Annotated in this window: 4 protein-coding genes; all 4 read right to left on the minus strand. The window is 72.3% G+C overall.

The genetic code is table 11. The features are described 5' to 3' along the window. Window positions 1–95: 95 nt before the first annotated feature. Entirely contained in the window at window positions 96–1478 is a 1383-nt protein-coding gene (locus tag ACFWEJ_RS27330; protein ID WP_377232320.1) for an ABC transporter substrate-binding protein, read from the minus strand. A gap of 74 nt (window positions 1479–1552) precedes the next feature. Next, complete coding sequence (locus ACFWEJ_RS27335) at window positions 1553–2434, minus strand: carbohydrate ABC transporter permease (protein WP_377232321.1); 882 nt, start codon at window positions 2432–2434, stop codon at window positions 1553–1555. After that, entirely contained in the window at window positions 2431–3420 is a 990-nt protein-coding gene (locus tag ACFWEJ_RS27340; RefSeq protein WP_377232322.1) for a carbohydrate ABC transporter permease, read from the minus strand. The genes ACFWEJ_RS27335 and ACFWEJ_RS27340 overlap by 4 nt, the downstream gene beginning before the upstream one ends. A gap of 134 nt (window positions 3421–3554) precedes the next feature. After that, a complete protein-coding gene (gene moaA, locus ACFWEJ_RS27345) occupies window positions 3555–4673 on the minus strand; it encodes a GTP 3',8-cyclase MoaA (RefSeq protein ID WP_377232323.1) in 1119 nt (372 codons plus the stop codon). Window positions 4674–4765: the final 92 nt, after the last annotated feature.

Raw genomic sequence — 4765 nt, forward strand, 5'->3', positions numbered from 1 at the left:
CGCAAGGAGCCCCCCATGGACCACGCCGCCCACCTCGCCCTGCTGCTCGCGGCGGACCCGGGCCGCCCGGCGGCCCGGTGGTCGGCGCGGTCACGTCAGTCCTGCGCGTCGAGGTAGGGCTCGACGTTCTCGGTGTACGCCGTCTCGATGCGCGGCGTGACCGACTCGAACGCCGTGGCCGGGTCGGCGCCCTCGATGATGATCTGCTCCAGGGCGTCGTTGAGCAGGGCGTCGGCGCCGGGCACGAAGACGCGGACGTCGTCCTGCTTGCGGGCCTTGTCGGCGAGCTGGTCCACCGCGGTGCGGAACTGCGGCGTCTCCTCGTAGGTGGCCTTCATGGTGTCGCTCTCCACCGCGGAGGTGCGCACGGGCATGTAGCCGGTGGCCTGCGAGAAGGTGGCGGTGTTCTCGGTGTTCGTGAGGAACTCCAGGAACATCGCGGCCGCGAGCTGCTCCTCGGGCGTCTTGGACGACGGGATGGCCAGACCGGTGCCACCGGTCGGGGTGCCGCCGCCCTGCGGGCCGTCGGGCAGGTAGGCCGTGCCGACCTCGAACTTCGCGGCGTCGAGCGCGCCCTTGAGCGAGCCCGTGGAGCCGATGGTGGAGGCGATGAGGCCGTACGAGAAGTCGGCCATCGCGTCGTCGGCCGACAGGGTGGCGACGCCGGACTTGTGGAAGAGGTCGTGCACGAACTGGCCGCCCGCGATCGCCTCGGGGGTGTCGAGGGTGAGCTCGAAGCCGTCGGAGTACGCCCCGCCCTGGCCCCAGATCATGTTCTCGAACCACCAGGCGCCCCACGACGGGCCGGTCGACAGGCCGAACGTCGAGCCCTTCTCGGGCACCTCCTTCTTCAGGGAGGCGTCCCACTCCTCGAGCTCGGCCCAGGTCTCCGGGCCGCGGTCGGGCAGGCCGGCGGCGTTCCACAGGTCCTTGTTGTAGTAGAACAGCGGCGTCGAGCGGGCGTACGGCACGGCCCAGTGCCGGCCCTCGTACTCGTAGTCGGAGTAGAGCGCGGGCTGGAAGTCGGCGGCGTCGGCGTCCAGGAACTCCATGACGTCGTCGACCGGCATGATCTGGTCGTTCAGGTGGTAGCGGAACCACCACACGTCCGAGGCGATGACCAGGTCCGGCAGGTCGTCCGTCTGCGAGGCGGCCTGGAACCGCTGGGCGACCTCGTCGTAGTCGGCGCCGGCGGTGACCAGCTTGACGCTGATCCCGCTCTCGGCCTTGAAGTCGTCGATGAGCTGCTGCTCGACCTCCTGGGACGCACCCGGGTGGTTGGACCACCAGGTGATCTCCTTGGCGGGCTCGACCTGCGACCAGTCGACGGCCTCGGCCGAGGCCTCGTCGGAGCCGCCGGTCGCGCCGACGCTCGGGCCGGCGCACCCGGCGGCGGTCAGGGCGGTGAGCGCGGCGAGCGCGGTGACGACGGCGGCGCGGGGGCGCCGGGCGGCCCTGCGGGCAGGACGGTGGGACACGGGGGTGCTCCTTGGTTTCGTTCCGGTACGGCGCACCCGGTTCCGGGCGCTGAGGGAGGGGAAGGAGAGGGGGCTCAGCCGGTGACGGCGCCCGCAGTGAGGCCGGCGACGAGCCGGCGCTGCAGGACCAGGAAGACCAGCAGGATGGGGAGGGTCACGACGACCGTGGCGGCGAGCAGCACGCCCCAGTTCGTCATGCCGTCGGTGTTCTGCAGCAGGGTGAGCCCCACGGGCAGCGTCATCTTGCCGGGGTCGTCGACCACGAGGAACGGCCACAGGTAGTCGTTCCACTCCGTCACGACGGAGACCAGGGCGACGGCGGCGAGCGTCGGCGTGCTCATCGGCACCACGAACCGCCACAGCTTGCGCCAGTGCCCCGCGCCGTCGAGCTCGGCCGCCTCCAGGACGGACCGCGGCAGCGTGAGGAAGTGCTGGCGGAAGAGGAAGGTGCCGAACGCGCTGGCCAGGCCCGGCACGAGGATGCCCTGGTAGGTGTTGAGCCAGCCGAGGCTCGCCACCAGGGTGTAGTTGGGGATGATCGTGATCTGCGGCGGGATCATCAGCGTCGCGATGACCAGCCCGAACACGACCTTGCGGAACGGGAAGTCCAGGAAGACGAGCGCGTACGCGCAGCACAGGCCGAGCGCGACCTTGAGGCCCGCGCCGACGATCGTCAGGCCGATGCTGTTGACGAGCAGCCGGCCGAGCGGGATGGCGCCCGCGGCCTGTGCGTAGTTGTCGAGGTCCGGGTGGGCCGGGAGCCACTGCAGCGGGAGCTGGTAGAGCTCGTCGGGGGCCTTGAGGCTGGCGAGCGCCATCCAGAGCAGCGGCGCGCCGAGCACGATCGTCGCGAAGATCATCGTGAGGTAGCCGCCGACCTGCGGCGAGCGCCGTCGTCGGGCCGGGTTGGTCGCCGCTGCCGGGGTGCCGGGGCGGGGGAGCGTGGCGGCGGTCATGCGTAGTGCACCTTCTGCTGGACGAACCGCAGCTGCACGGCGGTGACGGCGAGCAGCACGAGGAACAGGACGGTGGCGACGGCGGACGCGTACCCGGCGCGGCCGTTGACGAAGCTCTCGACGTAGATCGAGTACATGAGCGTGGTGGTGGACCCGAGGGGGCCGCCCTGCGTCATGGCCTTGATGGTGTCGAAGGACTGCAGGGAGCTGAGCAGCATCGTCACGAGCAGGAAGAACGTCGTCGGCGTGAGCAGCGGCAGCACGACCGAGCGCAGCGTGCGGGCGGCGGACGCGCCGTCGATGGCGGCGGCGTCCTTGAGGTCCTGCGGCACCGCCTGCAGGCCCGCCAGGTAGATGAGGGCGACGTACCCGAGGTTCTTCCACAGGTAGACGACGATGACCATGACCAGCGGCCAGGGCCGGCTCGTGTACCAGTCGGGGGAGGCGATGCCCACCCAGCCGAGCACCTCCTGGATCAGGCCGTAGCGCGGGTCGAACATGAAGAGCCAGAGGATGCCGACGGCGAAGCCGCCCAGCACGTAGGGCGCGAACGCGACCGTGCGGGCGACACCCCGGCCGCGCAGCCTGCGGTTCAGCAGCAGGGCCAGGCCGAGGCCCAGGACCATGGCGCCGCCGACGGTCGCGACGGTGAAGACGAGGGTGGTGGTGACGACCCGCCCGGTGGTGGGCGCGGTGAACCACTCGACGTAGTTGCCGAGCCCCACGAACCGCGCGGTGGGCGAGCCGAGGTTCCACTGCAGGGTCGAGAGGTAGAGGCTCTCGACCAGCGGCCGGTACACGAAGACGAGCAGGAGGGCGATGTTGGGGCCGGCGAGCAGCAGCGCCCAGAGGAGGGCGGTGCGCCGGCGGCCGGCCGCGAGGCGGCTGCGGCGCGGGCGCCGCGGTGCTGTGCGCTCCGGGGCCGCGGATCCGGCCGGCGGGGCGCCGGGGTCCTCCGGCGCCCGTGGCGTCGCGATGGTGGTCACGTGCCGGGAGCCTAGGAACCCGTCTGGGCGTTATGCGGCTTTTTGGCGGCCGGGTGGCCGAGGCTTCCGGCAACGTACACGCGGGCGTCTCCCGGGGGTCACCTGGGACGACGGGACGTCACGTGCCGGTCATGTCAGCCGCCGATGGCGCCCATGCTGCGCTCGGTCTCGGCGAAGGCGTCCGCGGCCAGCTCGACGGCGTCGCTGCCGTGGGCGCGGGGCTTGGCCCACATGGCGGCCCGCCACGCGTCGCCCACCTCGTCGTCCGTGGCACCGGCGCGCAGCAGGGACTTGAGGTCCGTCTCCTCGTTGCCGAACAGGCACGAGCGCACGGTGCCCTCGGCGGTCAGCCGGGTGCGGTCGCAGGCCCCGCAGAACGAGCGGGTGACGGACGCGATGATCCCGACGGTGGCGGGGCCGTCGTCGACCAGCCACTCCTCGGCCGGGGCGGACGGGTCCTCGCGGCCCGCGGGGGTCAGCGTGAACCGCTCCTGGAGCACCGCCAGCAGGTCGGCCGCGCTGACGACGTCGTCGCGGGTCCAGCGCCCGTCGGCGTCGAGCGGCATCTCCTCGATGAAGCGCAGGTTGCAGCCGTGCGCGACGGACCAGGCGAGCAGGTCGGCGGCGCCCTCCAGGGTCTCGGGCAGCAGCACCGCGTTGATCTTGACGGGCGACAGCCCGGCGGTCAGCGCCGCCTGGATCCCCTTGAGCACGTCGTCGAGGCGGTCGCGCCGGGTCAGGGTCGCGAACGCCTCGCGGTCCACCGTGTCCAGCGAGACGTTGATCCGGTCCAGCCCGGCCGCGACCAGGGCGTCCACGCGCTTGTCCAGCCCGAGCGCGTTCGTCGTCATGGCGATGCGGACGTGCTCGTCGGAGCCGAGGGCGCGCATCGCGTCGTCGGCCGCTGTGCGGGCCGCGCCGATGATCTGCTCCAGGTCGCGCCGCATGAGCGGCTCGCCGCCCGTGAACCGGATGTCGCGGAGACCGAGGTCGTGCACGCCGACGCCGACGAGCCGCCCGATCTCCTCCGGCGTCATCAGCTCGTCGCGCGGCACCAGGGGCAGGCCCTCGGCGGGCATGCAGTACGTGCAGCGCAGGGAGCAGGCCGTCGTGATCGACACCCGCAGGTCGCGCGCGACGCGCCCGTACCGGTCGACCAGCAGCGGCGTCTCCGGGCGCGGCCGGCCCGCCGGCGTGGCCGCGCGCCGGGGCACGCCTCGCACCGACGGGATGCCGAGAGTCACAGCGCTCATCTCCCGAGACTAGACCAGCCGCGCCGGCGTACCCGCCGTCGTCCACCTCACCTTTGAGGCTGGGGTTTCTCCGCTCTCCGGGGGCGGAAAGC

Origin of the sequence: Promicromonospora sp. NPDC060204 (assembly GCF_042728455.1) — a bacterium.
Classification (GTDB): domain Bacteria; phylum Actinomycetota; class Actinomycetes; order Actinomycetales; family Cellulomonadaceae; genus Promicromonospora.

What these genes read in the sequence shown, in the direction of transcription:
- ACFWEJ_RS27335 (WP_377232321.1), bottom strand. Translation starts at nt 2,434, where the DNA reads ATGACCGCCGCCACGCTCCCCCGCCCCGGCACCCCGGCAGCGGCGACC.
- moaA (WP_377232323.1), bottom strand. Translation starts at nt 4,673, where the DNA reads ATGAGCGCTGTGACTCTCGGCATCCCGTCGGTGCGAGGCGTGCCCCGG.